Origin of the sequence: Janibacter terrae, assembly GCF_039636765.1 — a bacterium.
In the GTDB taxonomy this organism is placed as follows: domain Bacteria; phylum Actinomycetota; class Actinomycetes; order Actinomycetales; family Dermatophilaceae; genus Janibacter; species Janibacter terrae.
The window spans coordinates 2,052,758-2,065,268 of sequence record NZ_CP144167.1; the positions used below are offsets into that span (position 1 = coordinate 2,052,758).

General features: G+C 73.3%; 10 protein-coding genes. 6 read left to right on the plus strand and 4 right to left on the minus strand.

What is annotated here, in order from left to right:
• Nucleotides 1–18 precede the first annotated feature (18 nt).
• From hemG to V3C34_RS09985, 3 genes are all read left to right on the plus strand, one after another.
• Nucleotides 19–1,434 carry a protoporphyrinogen oxidase gene (gene hemG, locus V3C34_RS09975; protein WP_346006952.1) on the plus strand — a complete coding sequence of 472 codons (1,416 nt, stop codon included), beginning with the start codon at nt 19–21 and terminating at the stop codon, nt 1,432–1,434.
• Nucleotides 1,431–2,150 (plus strand): hydrogen peroxide-dependent heme synthase, encoded by a 720-nt coding sequence (gene hemQ, locus V3C34_RS09980; RefSeq protein ID WP_068324591.1) that lies wholly within the window; start codon nt 1,431–1,433, stop codon nt 2,148–2,150. Before hemG ends, hemQ begins: the two co-directional genes overlap by 4 nt.
• Nucleotides 2,151–2,355: 205 nt before the next feature.
• Nucleotides 2,356–3,267, plus strand: coding sequence for a hypothetical protein (locus V3C34_RS09985; protein WP_068324588.1), 912 nt, complete (start codon nt 2,356–2,358; stop codon nt 3,265–3,267).
• A 102-nt stretch (nt 3,268–3,369) separates the two neighbouring features.
• Here V3C34_RS09985 and msrB read toward each other — a convergent pair whose 3' ends face one another.
• Both msrB and V3C34_RS09995 read right to left on the minus strand, forming a co-directional pair.
• Nucleotides 3,370–3,795, minus strand: a complete 426-nt coding sequence (msrB, locus tag V3C34_RS09990) for a peptide-methionine (R)-S-oxide reductase MsrB (RefSeq protein WP_346008558.1) — start codon at nt 3,793–3,795, stop codon at nt 3,370–3,372.
• Between the two features lie 85 nt (nt 3,796–3,880).
• On the minus strand, nt 3,881–6,313 hold the full coding sequence (locus V3C34_RS09995) for a lamin tail domain-containing protein (protein WP_346006954.1): 2,433 nt from the start codon (nt 6,311–6,313) through the stop codon (nt 3,881–3,883).
• A 168-nt stretch (nt 6,314–6,481) separates the two neighbouring features.
• On the opposite strand from V3C34_RS09995, the gene V3C34_RS10000 reads away from it, so the two are divergent.
• Complete coding sequence (locus V3C34_RS10000; protein WP_346006956.1) at nt 6,482–8,407, plus strand: penicillin-binding transpeptidase domain-containing protein; 1,926 nt, start codon at nt 6,482–6,484, stop codon at nt 8,405–8,407.
• A gap of 56 nt (nt 8,408–8,463) precedes the next feature.
• A complete protein-coding gene (locus V3C34_RS10005; protein ID WP_068421804.1) occupies nt 8,464–9,543 on the plus strand; it encodes a DNA polymerase domain-containing protein in 1,080 nt (359 codons plus the stop codon).
• 1 nt (nt 9,544) lies between these two features.
• Here V3C34_RS10005 and V3C34_RS10010 read toward each other — a convergent pair whose 3' ends face one another.
• Nucleotides 9,545–10,567, minus strand: coding sequence for an ATP-dependent DNA ligase (locus tag V3C34_RS10010; protein WP_068423065.1), 1,023 nt, complete (start codon nt 10,565–10,567; stop codon nt 9,545–9,547).
• 82 nt (nt 10,568–10,649) lie between these two features.
• Between V3C34_RS10010 and V3C34_RS10015 the strand changes: the two genes are divergently transcribed.
• On the plus strand, nt 10,650–11,816 hold the full coding sequence (locus V3C34_RS10015; protein WP_245634691.1) for an alpha/beta hydrolase family protein: 1,167 nt from the start codon (nt 10,650–10,652) through the stop codon (nt 11,814–11,816).
• On the opposite strand, the gene V3C34_RS10020 is transcribed toward V3C34_RS10015, so the two are convergent.
• Nucleotides 11,813–12,490: a dihydrofolate reductase family protein gene (locus V3C34_RS10020; protein WP_068324576.1), complete on the minus strand. Its 678-nt coding sequence runs from the start codon at nt 12,488–12,490 to the stop codon at nt 11,813–11,815. The genes V3C34_RS10015 and V3C34_RS10020 overlap by 4 nt on opposite strands.
• Nucleotides 12,491–12,511: the final 21 nt, after the last annotated feature.

Here is a 12,511-nt window from a genome sequence, read left to right on the forward strand (position 1 = left end):
GGGTGGGAGACTCGGGGCATGGGTTCGCGTGTCGTCGTCGTCGGTGGGGGCCTCGCCGGGCTGGCCACGGCCCACCACCTCCTGAGGGCGCGACCCGAGCTCGAGCTCACCCTCCTCGACGGGGGCGACCGCCCCGGCGGCAAGGTCCGTCGGGCGGAGGTCGGGGGAGTGCTCGTCGACGTCGGTGCCGAGTCGGTCGTGGCCTCGAGCGCCGCGGGGCGCGCCCTCTTCGCCGACCTCGGTCTCGCCGACCGGGTCGTGCACCCCGAGCCCGTCCCCGCCGCCATCTGGTCGCGTGGCGCGCGGCACCCCGTGCCCGGCCGCAGCTTCCTCGGCGTCCCCGGCCTGGAGACGGATCTCGCCGGCCTGCTCGACGAAGGGGAGGTCGCCCGCGCCGCGCGACCGGCTCCCTTCGTCCTCGACGCCGACGACGTGAGCGTCGCCGCGTCCGTGGGCGCCGTGTACGGCCGGGCGGTCGTCGACCGGGTCGTCGAGCCGCTCCTCGGGGGCGTCTACGCCGGCCGGGTCGACCGGCTCTCCCTGCGCGCGACCATGCCGGTGCTGTGGGCCGCGATGAGTGAGGGGCTGGCGATGCCCGAGGCCGTCGCGTCGCTGCTCCCACCCGCCGACGCACCCCCGCGCCCGCGCGTGATGGGACTCGTCGGGGGCATCGGCACGCTCGCGGACGCCCTGGCACGCAGCGTCACCGACGCCGGTGGGCGGATCGACAGCGGTGCCCTCGTGCGCCGCGTCCGCCGCACGAGCACCGGCTGGCAGGTCGTCGCCGGCGCGCCCAAGGCCCCCGTGGTCCATGACGCCGACGCCGTCGTCCTCGCCGTGCCGGCCGCCCCGACGGCCCGCCTGCTCACCGACCACGCCCCGGCAGCCGCCGCTGCGCTCGCAGGGATCGAGTACGCGTCGATGGCGGTCATGACCTTCGCGCTGCCGCGCGCCGGCGCCCCCGACCTGCCGGGGAGCGGGTTCCTCGTGCCGGCCGTCGACGGGCGCACCATCAAGGCCAGCACCTTCGCCGCGACCAAGTGGGCATGGGTCGGCGAGGCGAGCGAGGACGTCCTCCTCCTGCGCGCCTCGGCCGGCCGGGCCGGCGACGTCGCCGCGCTGCAGCGCGACGACGACGAGCTGACCGCGATCGCCCTGACCGAGATCGGCGCGGCCGTCGGCGCACCCCTGCCCGAGCCCGTCGACGTCCACGTGCAGCGCTGGGGCGGCGGGCTGCCGCAGTACGACCTCGGGCACACTGACCGGGTCGCCGCAGTGCGCGCCGCCGTCGCCGCCCTGCCCGGGCTCGAGGTCGCCGGTGCCGCCTACGACGGCGTCGGCATCGGCGCCGTCCTCGCCGGCGCGGCCGCGACCGCCACCACGGTCCTCGACGCACTGCCCCCTTCGTCCACCACCCGACAGGAGTCCGCATGACCACCCGGCCCGCACCCGAGAAGCCCACCCGCGAGCAGCTCGAGGCGATCAACAGCAGCATCCACTACGCGATGTTCTCCGCCTTCGCGCTCACCACCCCGCTCGGCGACACCGACCGGGATGCGCTCGTGCAGGAGGTCGAGGCCCTCTTCGCCGAGGTGACCGACGGCGGCGTGCGCATCCGCGGCGTCTACGACGTGGGTGGCCTGCGCGCCGACGCCGACCTGCTGGTCTGGTGGCACGCCGACGAGATCGAGCTGCTCCAGGACGCGTACAAGCGGCTGCTGCGCACCGAGCTCGGCGCCCACCTCGAGCCGGTGTGGTCCAACGCCGCGGTGCACCGCCAGGCCGAGTTCAACCGCAGCCACGTCCCGGCCTTCATGGCCGGCGAGGAGCCGCGCGACTACGTGTGCGTCTACCCCTTCGTGCGCTCCTACGACTGGTACGTCCTCGACGACAAGGACCGCCGCTTCATGCTCGCCGAGCACGGCGCGATGGCCAAGGACTTCCCGGACGTGCGTGCCAACACCATCCCCGCCTTCGCCCTCGGCGACTACGAGTGGATCCTCGCCTTCGAGGCCGACGAGCTGCACCGCATCGTCGACCTGATGCGCGAGCTGCGCGCCTCCAAGGCCCGCCTGCACGTGCGCGAGGAGATCCCCTTCTTCACCGGCCCGCGGGTGAGCGTCTCGGCGCTGGTGGGTGGCTTGCGCTGAGGGGGGCGCCCCACCTGCCCCAGGATTCTCGGGTCACCCGATAAACCTCGCCTTCGCAAGAGTTTGAAACTCTTGCGAAGGCGAGGTTTCTCTTGCTGAGGCACAGCTGCGTCGCTCGATCCACATCCGGGCACTGCGAGCGGCGACTGTCCCCAGCCCGAAGACCGGCCGGTCAGGTCCTGGTCGGCGACATCAGGGTGAGCCCATGATCGACGTCACCGAGACCCCCTTCGCGCAGCTGCTGACACTGCCCGACGGCATCTTCACGCGGCAGGAGGCGCTGGGCGTCGGCCTGCGCGACGAGGTGCTGATCGCGGGCGTGCGCCGCGGAGTCATCCGTCGCCTCTGTCGTGGCGCGTACACCTCACCCGGGGCACGGACGAAGGGGGAGGAACGTCGCCTGCTCGCCCGGGCGGCCCTGCGAATGTACCCAGACGCGGTCCTCGTCGGTGTCACCGCGGCGGCCGCCCACGGGATCCCGCTCTTCGAGGTGCCCGTCGTGCCTGCCGACCTGGCACGCCCGATCCAGCGGGAGGCGAGTACCCGACACATCCGGCTACGCCCCCTGCGTGACACACCCCTGGACACGCCCTGGGGACCGGCTACCGACACGGCGACGGCGCTCATCCAGATCTGTCTGGACCACGGGGTCCTGCCGGGGGTGGCCTCGATCGACGCAGCCCTGAACGCGCAGAGGGTCGACGTGCAGCAGCTGCAGACGGCGTTCGAGCGGGTGTCCGGGTGGCCGCACGCCGGACGGGCCCGGTGCGCGTTGGCGTGGTCCGACGGTGACGCGGAGTCGCTGGGGGAGAGCGTGACGCGGGCGATCCTCCTCGGGGCCGGCTTCCGGGTGGTCTCCCAGCTGCCCATCGCCGATCGCGACGGGGTGGTGTTCGCCCGCGTCGACCTGGGCATCGAGGACACTCCCGTGCTCCTCGAGTTCGACGGCAAGGTCAAGTACAGCGACGGCGGGCCGGACGCCCTCTTCAGGGAGAAGAAGCGTGAGGACCGCATCCGCGCCCGTGGCTACATCGTCATCCGCGTGGTCTGGGCCGATCTGTTCCACCCGGAACGGATCATCCGTGCCGTCATGGAAGCGCTCGCCCGGGTCGCGTGAGCGCTGGGCAAGAGAAACCTCGCCTTCGCAAGAGTTAGAAACCCTTGCGAAGGCGAGGTTTATCGGGTGACCCGAGAATCCTGAGGCGGGTGAGGCGTTCGCTCAGCCCTGAGCGGGCCGCAGCGTCATCGAGATCGAGTTGATGCAGTAGCGCTGGTCGGTGGGGGTGTCGTACCCCTCTCCCTCGAAGACGTGACCCATGTGGCTGCCGCAGTTGGCGCAGCGGACCTCGATGCGGGGGCGGCCGGGCAGGGAGTCGTCCTGGATGTACTCCACCCGGTCCCCGGCGAGGGGGGAGTAGAAGGAGGGCCAGCCGCAGTGGCTCTCGAACTTGGTGTCGGAGGCGAAGAGCTCGCTGCCGCAGGCACGGCAGGCGTAGACGCCCTCCGTCTGGGTGTCGGTGTACTCACCGGTGAAGGGCCGCTCGGTCCCCGCTGCGCGCAGCACGGAGAACTCGTCGGGGCTGAGCTCGGCCCGCCACTGCTCGTCGGTCTTGGTGACCGCGTAGTCGCGGTCGGTGGGCTCCATCATGCGAAGACTCCTTCTGGCTGGGTGCGTCCATCATGCAACGACGTGGCCCCCGCAGAACTTCCGGGGGCCACGTCGCGCCCGGTCACCTCTTGAGGTCCAGGTGCACGACCTGCGGGTCGTGGTCGCTGTCCTGGTCGGCGAAGGGGGAGTTGGTGTGCACGATGTCGTACGTGAACGCGGGGCGCGTGCCCCGGCCCGTGCCGCTGCCGCTGCCGCTGCCGCTGCCGCTGCCGTCGAGCGTCGCGAGCGCCGGCGAGAGCAGGATGTGGTCGAGCACCTGGCTGTTGCCCTCGTAGACATAGGTCCACTGCTCGTGCTCGGGCAGCGTCCGCGGCAGGTCGGTCATCGCCGTCGGGCCCGAGCCCTCGAGGATGTCCGTGGTCTCGCTGAACTCGAAGTCGTTGACGTCACCGGCGACGACGAGCTTCGCGTCCGGGTCGGCGGCGAGCAGGTCGTCGGTCAGCGCGCGGACCTCACGGGCCTGCGCGTGGCGGTCGTCCTCGCTCGAGCGCACCGGCTGCTGCCAGCGACCGAAGAGCGGGTCGTCGCCCCCCTTCGAGCTGAAGTGCACGGCGGCGACGAAGACGCGCTCGCCGCGGTACCGGTACTCGGCGATGAGCGGCTTGCGGCTGCCGTCGAAGGCGGGCGAGGACGGCGCGATGCGGCCGGGGGACTCGGTGAGGTAGGCGCCCTTCTTGTCCGTGCCGACGCTCGTGGCGTGGTCGACCGCACCCCTGCTGCGCTCGACGAAGTCGATGTCGCGGTCGGTGCGGTGCAGCAGGACGTTGCGGATGTTGCCGCCGGGCTGGCCGCCGTCGGCCTTGTCCTGGGGGTCGACCCAGTGCGCCTCGTAGGTCGGGCCCCCCTGCGCCTCGATGGCCGCGATGAGCTTGTCCGTGGTCGCCGTCGAGTCGACGGTGCCGTCGTCGGCCGGGCCGCTCGCGTCCTGGATTTCCTCCATCGCGATGACGTCGGGGCTGCGCAGGTTGTCGACGACCTGCCCGGCGAGCCGGTCGAACTTGTCCTGCGGGTTCTGCGGCGCGAGGTTCTCGACGTTGAACGCGGCGACGGACAGCTGGCGGTCGTGCTGCTGCGGCGCGACCTCGCGCTCCAGGCCGCCGTCGGCGACCGTCGGGACCTGCGTCGCCAGCAGCTTGAAGTTGGCGAAGGAGTAGTCGAGCGGTCCGGCGACGAGACCGGGGAGGGTGTCGCGCACGTCGGCGTCCGGGAGCGATCCCGAGGGCAGCAGGGCGTCGTCGACGAGGACGCGCATCGCGTTGGGGTGGTCGTAGCCGGAGTACAGGACGCCGCCCGCCTCGGTGCGGGTCGCGTCGACGCCGGAGCCGGGGACGACCGGGATCTCGTAGCCCGTCGGGCCGACGACCTGGGCGTCGCGGACGCCGACCTGCATGCCCTCCATCGACTCGTAGAAGTCGATGGCGTCGCGGTCGGGGCGGAAGTCCGCGTCGTCGTACTCGACGCTCTTGGGGTCCTCGGCGTCGACCGTCTGCTGCGGTGCGGTGCGGTCCTCGCCGAGCACGACGGGGGCAGGGACCTCACCTCGGCCGGTGACGGTGACCGCGGGGGAGACGATCTCGGTGGTCGTCAGGTTGTCCCAGCCACCCGAGCCCCCGGGACGGAACTCGTCGACGAAGCCGTCGACGCTCACCGTGTCCCCGACGGCCACCGACGGGGCGGAGCGGGTGTAGGTGAGGATGCCCTCAGAGGTCGCGGCGTCGTCGTCCGGCGTGGTGCTCTGCATCCAGAACCCGTTGCGCGAGACCGCCGTGACGACGCCCTCGACCTCGTTGACCGCGGTGCCGTCGAGCTCGCTGAGGTGGTGGCTGCCCTGGATCTGCGCGATGGTCTCCGGCTCGTCGACCGGCGGCTCGCCGCCGTCGTCGGGCTCGCAGACCACCGCAGCCGTGCTGGAGCTCTGCGGGGTCGGTGCCCCGACGACGAAGTCGGCCGCGTTGTTGTCCGTGTCCGTGCAGATGTCCCGGCGCGCGACCGAGGTCGCGTTGTTCGTCGCGTCCGCAGAGGCGCCCTCGGCCGGGCTGGCCCCGCCCCAGCCGAGGCGGTCCACGACCTGCCCGTCGGGCCCCACGACCTCGACGCGCGCACCGGAGGAGGACATCGCGACGGTGCCCGTGGCGTCCGCCGTCGGCAGCGGCAGCGCGGTGCCGCTCGTGTTGGCCCCGTCGGCCTGCTTGACGAGGTAGCGCCCGCCGGCGACGACCGTGCCCGACAGGGGCGTGGTCTGCGCGGTGGTGCCGCTCGCCGAGTAGTAGCGCAGCGTCCAGCCGGTGAGGTCGACGTCGCTCTGCGCGCGGTTGGCGAGCTCGACGAAGTCGCTTCTGTGGGTGGCGCCGGAGTTGCCGCCGCCCCCGTAGGCCTCGGAGACCACGAGGTCGGGCGAGGCGGCGGACGCGCTCGGCGCGACGACGGCCAGCCCGGTGAGGGCGAAGGGGGCGAGGGTCAGGGCCGCGAGGGCGCGGCGTCGACGAGAGGGCATCTGGGCGGGCTCCTGGGAGGGATGGGGTGTGGCCCCCGCGACCCTAGGCCGCGCAGGTGCTGTGCGCAGCGCGACGAGGTGAACGTCGGACGTCCATCTCACCGCGCGGCGGTGACCGCCGTGGCCCCCGCGCTGCGAGGAGGGATCCCGACGGGGAGACTCGTGCCCGTGACCGACCAGCCCCGACGTCGTCCCCGACGTGCCCGCTCCCTGCTCGCCGCCGTCGTGGCACTCGCCCTGCTCGTCGCCGTGGGCGGCTACTGGTGGACCCACCGCGACGACGGCACGGACGCCGCGCGCGAGCTGGGTGACCGGGTTGCTGCCGACCTCGCCGCCGGTCGCGTGCCCGCGGCCCTGCAGGTCGATGACCGGACGACCGCCCAGGAGGAGCTCGACGACGTCCTCGCCGGGATGGGGCGGCTGCGCCCCGAGGTGGACGTCACCGACGTCGCGGTCCCCGAAGAGGGCGACGCCGCGACCGTGCGCCTCGACGTCTCGTGGACCGTCCACGAGGGCAAGGAGCCGTGGCGGTACACCTCCGACCTGCCCCTCACCCGCTCCGGGGAGACGTGGACGGGCGAGTGGGCCCCGAGCGTGCTCGCTCCCGACCTGGCCGAAGGGGAGGTCCTGCGCGCCTCGCGCGTGGTCGCCGAGCGCGGCGAGGTGCTCGGCGACGGCGGCGACAGGATCGTCACCCCGCGGGCGGTCGTGCGGGTCGGCATCGACCGGGGCCGGGTGCCGGCCGGGTCGGCCGGCGAGTCCGCCGAGGCGCTCGCCGAGGCAGCCGACGTGACGGTGGCTCCCTTCGTCCGGGCCGTGGAGTCGGCCGGCGACGAGGCCTTCGTCGAGGCGATCGTCCTGCGCGCCGACGCCCGGGAGCTCGACGCGGTGCGCCGTGCCGTGCCCGACATCGAGGGTGCCCGGCTCATCGACGGGACGATGGACCTCGCCCCGTCCTCCGGGTTCGCGGCCCAGGTCCTCGGCCGCGTCGGCCCGGCGACCGCCGAGGTCATCGAGGCGGACCCGCAGGTGCGCGAGGGTGACGTCGTCGGTCTGAGCGGCCTGCAGGCCTCGCGCGACAAGCAGCTGCGCGGCAGGTCCGGCTTCACCGTCGAGGCCGTCGCCGAGGACGGGACCGCGCGCGAGCTGCACCGCGTCGACGCGGTCGACGGCACGGACCTGCGCACCACCCTGAGCATCACCCACCAGGCGGCGGCCGAGGACTCGCTGGCCGACCTGCGCAAGGCCGGGGCGATCGTCGCCGTCCGACCGTCCGACGGGCACGTCCTCGCGCTCGCCAGCGCGGAGGGCGGCGGAGGCCAGACGACGGCGACCCTCGGGCAGTACGCGCCCGGCTCGACCTTCAAGCCGGTCACGGCCCTGGCCCAGCTGCGTGCCGGCGCGACCCCGCGCACACAGCTCGACTGCCCGCGCACGATCGAGGTCGACGGGCGCGAGTTCAAGAACCACGACGACTTCCCCTCCGGCCGCAACGGCGCGATGAGCCTCCAGGACGCACTCGCCACCTCGTGCAACACCGCTCTCATCGGTGCCCGCGACCGGCTCCCGGCCGACGGGATCGGCTCTGCCGCATCGGCGCTCGGCATGACCCAGCAGCCCGCCCTCGGCGTCCCCGCGGCCATGGGTGAGGTGCCCTCGGCCCCCACGGGCACCGAGCTCGCCGCGACGAGCATCGGCCAGGGCGAGGTCGTCGCCACCCCCCTGTCGATGGCCACCGTCATGTCGAGCATCGTCGCCGGTCACCGGGTCGCCCCCGTCCTGCTCCCGGGCCGCGCCAAGGCGCCGGCGAAGGGTGGCTCCGTCACCTCCGCGGAGGCCGATCAGCTGCGTCGGATGCTGCGCGCCGTCGTCACGGACGGGTCGGCCACCTTCCTCGCGGACAACACGGGCGGTCCGGTCATCGCCAAGACCGGCACCGCCGAGTACGGCTCGGACCCGCCCCCGCGCACGCACGCCTGGATGATCGTCGCGCAGGACGACCTGGCGGTCGCGGTCTTCGTCGAGGACGGCGCCGGCGGGGCGTCGGTCGCGGGGCCCATCGCCGATCGCTACCTGGAGCTCGTGCGTCGGTAGGGCGAAGGGGGTCCCGCGCGCCTCCCTTCGTCCGCCCGTGGTCCTACGCTGACCGCATGGCCAAGACCCCCGCCGAGATGGTGCCCGCCGGCGACCGGGAGGTGCGCGTCTCGAGTCCCGACCGGGTCATCTACGAGGCGACCGGTCGCACCCCGGAGCTGACCAAGCTCGACGTGTGCCGCTACGTCGCCGACGTCGGCGAGGCGATGATGCGCACGATCGGTGACCGGCCCACGGCCATGGAGCGCTGGCCGGACGGGTGGCGCGAGGGCATGCGGCTGGCGGTCGGGCCGCGGGACAAGGACGCCGACGGCTTCTACCAGAAGCGGCTCCCGCGGGGCGCGCCCGACTGGGTCGAGACGGTCGAGATCGCCTTCCCCAGCGGGCGGACCGCCGACGAGCTGTGCCCCACGGAGCCCGCCGCACTGGTGTGGGCCGCGCAGATGGGGACGCTGACCTTCCACCCGTGGCCGGTGCGCCGGCCCGACGTCGACCATCCCGACGAGCTGCGGATCGACCTCGACCCGCAGCCGGGGACGAGCTTCGTCGACGCGCAGCGCGTGGCCGACGTCGCTCGCGAGCTGCTCGAGGAGCTCGGGATGCGCGGCTACCCGAAGACGAGCGGCAACCGTGGCGTGCACGTCTACGTCCGGGTCGAGCCACGGTGGTCCTTCGAGGAGCTGCGGCACGCGGCGATCGGCTTCGGCCGTGAGCTCGAGCGGCGCGACGACGGCGTGACGACGGCCTGGTGGAAGGAGGAGCGGGGGAGCCGGATCTTCGTCGACTTCAACCAGAACAACCGGGACCGCACGATCGCCGGCGCGTGGAGCCTGCGCGCCCGCCCCGGCGCCCCCGTGAGCACCCCGATGACCTGGGCGCAGCTCGCGGCCGTCACCGACCCGGCCGAGTACAACCTCACGACCGTGCGCGACCACCTCGCCGAGGGCGACCCGTGGGCGGACATGGACGAGCAGGCGTACTCGCTCGATCCGCTCCTGCAGCTCTGGGAGGACCTGCCCGGCGGCGAGCTGAACTTCCCGCCCGACTACCCGAAGATGCCCGGCGAGCCACCGCGCGTGCAGCCGAGCAAGAAGGTCGCGGAGCACTGGGACAGCGAGGGGAACCGGATCGAGTGACTCAGTCCAGGACCTCGCCCAGGTCGTAGGCCAGCGCCCGGTCGATCTGCTCGAGCGTGCACGACTCGGGCTCGCGGTCGGGCCGCCACCGCAGGAACTGCACGGTGTGCCGGAAACGCGACCCCTCGAGCTGGTCGAAGGCGACCTCGACGACCCGTTCGGGCCGCAGCGGCACGAAGCTCACGTCCTTGGCCGAGGAGAAGCGCGAGCGGTCGGTCTCCGCGTGCTCGACCTCCCCGCTCGCGTCCCGCTTGACGAGCGGCTCGAGCTCCTCGACGAGATCGAGGCGGCGCTGCGCGGTGAAGGCCGCGATGCCGCCGACGTTGAACAGCTGACCCTCGTGGAAGAGCCCGAGCAGCAGCGACCCCACGCCCTGGCCGGACTTGTGCACGCGGTAGCCGGTGACGACGGCCTCGGCGGTGCGCTTGTGCTTGATCTTGAGCATCGTCCGCTTGCCGGGCGAGTACGGCGAGTCGAGCGCCTTGGCGACGACCCCGTCGAGCCCCGCGCCCTCGAAGCGGGTGAACCAGTCCGTCGCCTCGTCCGCGTCCCGCGTCACCCGCGTGAGGTGCAGCGGCGCTCCCTTCGCCATCCCGTCGAAGAGCGACTCGAGCCGCTCCCGGCGCCGGGCGAAGGGGAGGCCCGTCACGTCCTCGCCCCCCACGGCGAGCAGGTCGAAGGCGATGAGCTCGGCGGGCGTCTCGGCGGCGAGCCTGGTGATGCGCGACTCGGCGGGGTGGATGCGCTGCCCGAGCGCCTCCCAGTCCAGGCGCTGCGCGCCGGGCTCGCCGCTGCGCACGACGATCTCGCCGTCGACGACCGCGCTCCCGGGCAGGTGCTCCCGGATGGCCACGACGAGCTCGGGGAAGTACCGGGTCAGGGGCTTCTTGCCCCGGCTGACGAGCTCGACCTCGTCGCCGTCCTTGCGGACGAGGCAGCGGAACCCATCCCACTTCGGCTCGTACGAGTAGCCGCCGTCGACGGCGTCGGCCGCGGGGACCTCCTTGACGGCCTTGGCGAGCATCGGGTCGAGGGCCACGTCGGGCAGCTGTGGTGTCACTCGTCACATTCTGCCTGTGGCGCAGGACTTTTGAGACGATGAGCGCGTGAAGAAGCGCACGGTGGCCGAGCGGGCCCTGACCTACGGCGCCGTCGCTGCCGGATCGGCGCTCGCCGGGGCCGGTTCCGTGTGGGTGGGCAGCGCGTCCTACTTCGCCCGCCGGGTCCTCACCCCCGAGCTGGTGCGCCCTGACGACACGGTGATCCACGTCGTCCACACCGACAGCGTCACGCTCTCCGGCGGGCCCGACCTGCTGGTCCCCGGACGCTACGGACTGTGGTTCGACGGCGGGCGCGGTCACGCGCGCATCGGCGGCGTGCTCGAGGTCGACCACCGGCTCCAGCGGGTGCGTCGCCAGCTCCTCGCCGTCGACGAGGGGATCCTCCAGCCGGGCCCGGCCCGGTTCAACAGCTACTACTACGCGCGGGACCCGGAGCTCGACCTCGGGCTGGCCACCGAGCACGTCCACGTGCCCTCCGACCTCGGTCCCATGCCCGCCTGGGTCGTGCCGAGCGAGCACGGGGACGGGTCGCGGTGGGCCGTGCTCGTCCACGGTCGGGGCGCCCGCCGCCACGAGACGCTGCGCGGCGTCCCCGCCCTCCACGCCGCGGGACTCACCTGCCTCGTGCCGAGCTACCGCAACGACGGTGACGCGCCCCAGGGGCCCGACGGCCGCTACAACCTCGGTCTGTCCGAGTGGCGCGACATCGAGGACGCGGTCACGCTCGCGCGGGCCCGTGGCGCCAAGGAGATCGTCCTCGTCGGCTGGTCGATGGGTGGAGCGATCATCCTGCAGTTCCTCGACCGGTCCGACCTGGCCAGCGTCGTCTCTCGCGCGGTGCTCGACGGGCCCGTCGTCGACTGGGGCGACGTGCTGACCCACCACGCGGACCTGCACCGGGTCCCCTCACCCGTCTCCCGGCTGGGCAATGCCCTCATGGGCCAGCCCTGGGCCCGCAGGCTCGTCGGCGTGTCCGAGAGCGTCGACGTCGCGCGCACCAACTGGGTCAAGCGCGCCGACGAGCTCTCCCACCGGATGCTGCTCATCCACTCGCGCGACGACGAGTTCGTCCCCGTCGGGCCGAGCGAGGCGCTGGCCGCCGCGCGGCCGGACCTCATCACCTTCGAGCCGTGGTCCCTGGCCCGGCACTGCAAGGAGTGGAACGTCGACCCGCGGCGCTGGGACGCCGTGGTGACCGACTTCGTCCGCTAGCGGTCCACGCGCCACAGGCCGAGGAGCGTCCCGCCCTCCTCGAGGAGGTGCCGACTCGACAGCTGCACGTCGAGGTCCGCGCCGTCGAGGATCCGCGGGTGCTCCCCGCGACCACCCCCGACCAGGCGCGGGGTCCACGAGAGCGCGAGCTCGTCGACGAGCCCGGCGGCGACCAGCTCGGCAGCGAGCGTCGGGCCCCCTTCGCACAGGACGTGGGGGCCGAAGGACGACCGGGCGCGCTCGACCACCGTGGCCGGGTCGACGGTGTCCTCGCCGCACAGCCACACGGTCCCGCTCTCGGTGGCGCCGCAGGACGAGCTCGTCGCGAGCACCACGCCCTGCGAGCCGCGGACCGTCTCGGGCAGCTGCGCGGACCGCGAGACGACGACCATTGGCACGCGCGCCGGCCCGTACTCCTCGGCCCGCACCGTCCCGGCACCGATGAGCAGGACGTCGGCGGCCCGGCGCATCGCGGCGAAGCCCCGGTGGTCGGGGGCGGAGTTGATCGTCCCCGACAGGCCGTCACCCCCCGTCGCCGCGCCGTCGAGCGTGGTGACGAAGTTGAGCCGGAGCAGGTCCCCGGTGTGCCCGTAGAGGGCGTCGAGGGTGGCGTCGTCGACCTCGTCACCGGGGGAGCACGGCACCGCCGCGTCGTCCGCGCTGAGGATCCGCATACCCGGCAGTCTGCCGCACGA

Excerpts from the sequence above, each read along its gene's own strand:
- V3C34_RS10020 (WP_068324576.1), bottom strand. The coding sequence starts at position 12,490 with ATGCGGATCCTCAGCGCGGACGACGCGGCGGTGCCGTGCTCCCCCGGT.
- msrB (WP_346008558.1), bottom strand. The coding sequence starts at position 3,795 with ATGGAGCCCACCGACCGCGACTACGCGGTCACCAAGACCGACGAGCAG.
- hemG (WP_346006952.1), top strand. The coding sequence starts at position 19 with ATGGGTTCGCGTGTCGTCGTCGTCGGTGGGGGCCTCGCCGGGCTGGCC.
- V3C34_RS10010 (WP_068423065.1), bottom strand. The coding sequence starts at position 10,567 with ATGCTCGCCAAGGCCGTCAAGGAGGTCCCCGCGGCCGACGCCGTCGAC.
- V3C34_RS09995 (WP_346006954.1), bottom strand. The coding sequence starts at position 6,313 with ATGCCCTCTCGTCGACGCCGCGCCCTCGCGGCCCTGACCCTCGCCCCC.
- hemQ (WP_068324591.1), top strand. The coding sequence starts at position 1,431 with ATGACCACCCGGCCCGCACCCGAGAAGCCCACCCGCGAGCAGCTCGAG.
- V3C34_RS10005 (WP_068421804.1), top strand. The coding sequence starts at position 8,464 with ATGGCCAAGACCCCCGCCGAGATGGTGCCCGCCGGCGACCGGGAGGTG.
- V3C34_RS09985 (WP_068324588.1), top strand. The coding sequence starts at position 2,356 with ATGATCGACGTCACCGAGACCCCCTTCGCGCAGCTGCTGACACTGCCC.